This window comes from Dialister sp., assembly GCF_036343215.1.
Classification (GTDB): Bacteria; Bacillota; Negativicutes; order Veillonellales; family Dialisteraceae; genus Dialister.
Genome location: NZ_JAZASU010000230.1, coordinates 1 through 1,085, shown reverse-complemented (window position 1 = coordinate 1,085; position 1,085 = coordinate 1). Strand labels below are relative to the sequence as shown.

Sequence of the window (1,085 nt, the reverse complement as noted above, 5' to 3'; positions counted from 1 at the left end):
ATTAATTGTCATAACGTACTACTTTCAGTCCCAGTTCATTGAGCCTGGCAGTCCGGAATCGGACTTCTTTTTCTCCATCTTCGCTCCAATGCTGGCTGCCATCTATTTCTACGACCAGCATCAGTTGATCACAGCAGAAGTCGACGATGTATTCATCATTGATGATTTCCTGATGGGTAAAATCTGCAATTTTCTTTTCCCGCAGGGTTTTGAAAATGCCATAATAGAGGATATTTTCCTGAGGAGTCATGTTCCTCTTCAATTCGTATCTGCGCTTCTTCATATAGGGACTCGGTTTTGCAAACATGATCATACCCTCCTTTATAGTTCACATTTTCTTTGAGTATAGCAGAAATAAAGGAGTATGGTAAGAAATATACGATTCACCGGATAGGATGATTGATTGCTTCATGCACTTGTACCTGAAAAACTTTTTCTGCTGTAAGCATCAGTCTTCCCCCCTGTCGCTCCGCGACATCCCCCCTTTCAAGGGTGGATGGACCTTTCTGGCGGCCATAGGCCGCCGGAACCGAAAACCTTCCCTAGATAGGGAAGGTGCCCGTCAGGGCGGATGGGATGATTGATGCTTCCCTGCACTTGTGCCTGAAAAGCTCTTTCTGCACTCAAGCATCAATCTTCCCCCCTGTCGCTCCGCGACATCCCCCCTTTCAAGGGTGGATTTTTCCCTTCCGGCGGCCTTTGGCCGCCTTTTTCCTTTACTCGCCCTCTCACCGCTGTCGCGGTGTTCCCGAAGAAGAGTCTCTCGCTTATGGATTATTTCACTTTTCCCAGATACGTTTCGTCAGTCAGCCTCATTTGTGCTTTTAAACATAGTGGAAAAGGCTCCCCCTGGGGGGAGCTGGCGCCGCAGGCGTCAGAGGGGGGAGGATTGGGAAATGGCGGTCAGAGACCGCCGGATGGAAAGCCGGGAACTTATATGCGAGCTCCTTGGTAATGTTAAGATAAGAATGTACAGAAACTTCAACTTAAGAATGTACAAATTTCTGTTCTGAATGGCGCCGTTTGGGATGAAATTGTATGTAATTATGTTGGATTTCTGTACCGCCTCACCATCCCCACCCGGT

General features: G+C 47.7%; 1 protein-coding gene. It reads right to left on the bottom strand.

The genetic code is table 11. From position 1 onward, the window contains the following. Position 1: 1 nt before the first annotated feature. A complete protein-coding gene (locus VZT47_RS10615; RefSeq protein ID WP_330224922.1) occupies positions 2 to 307 on the bottom strand; it encodes an endonuclease domain-containing protein in 306 nt (101 codons plus the stop codon). Between the last annotated feature and the right edge of the window lie 778 nt (positions 308 to 1,085).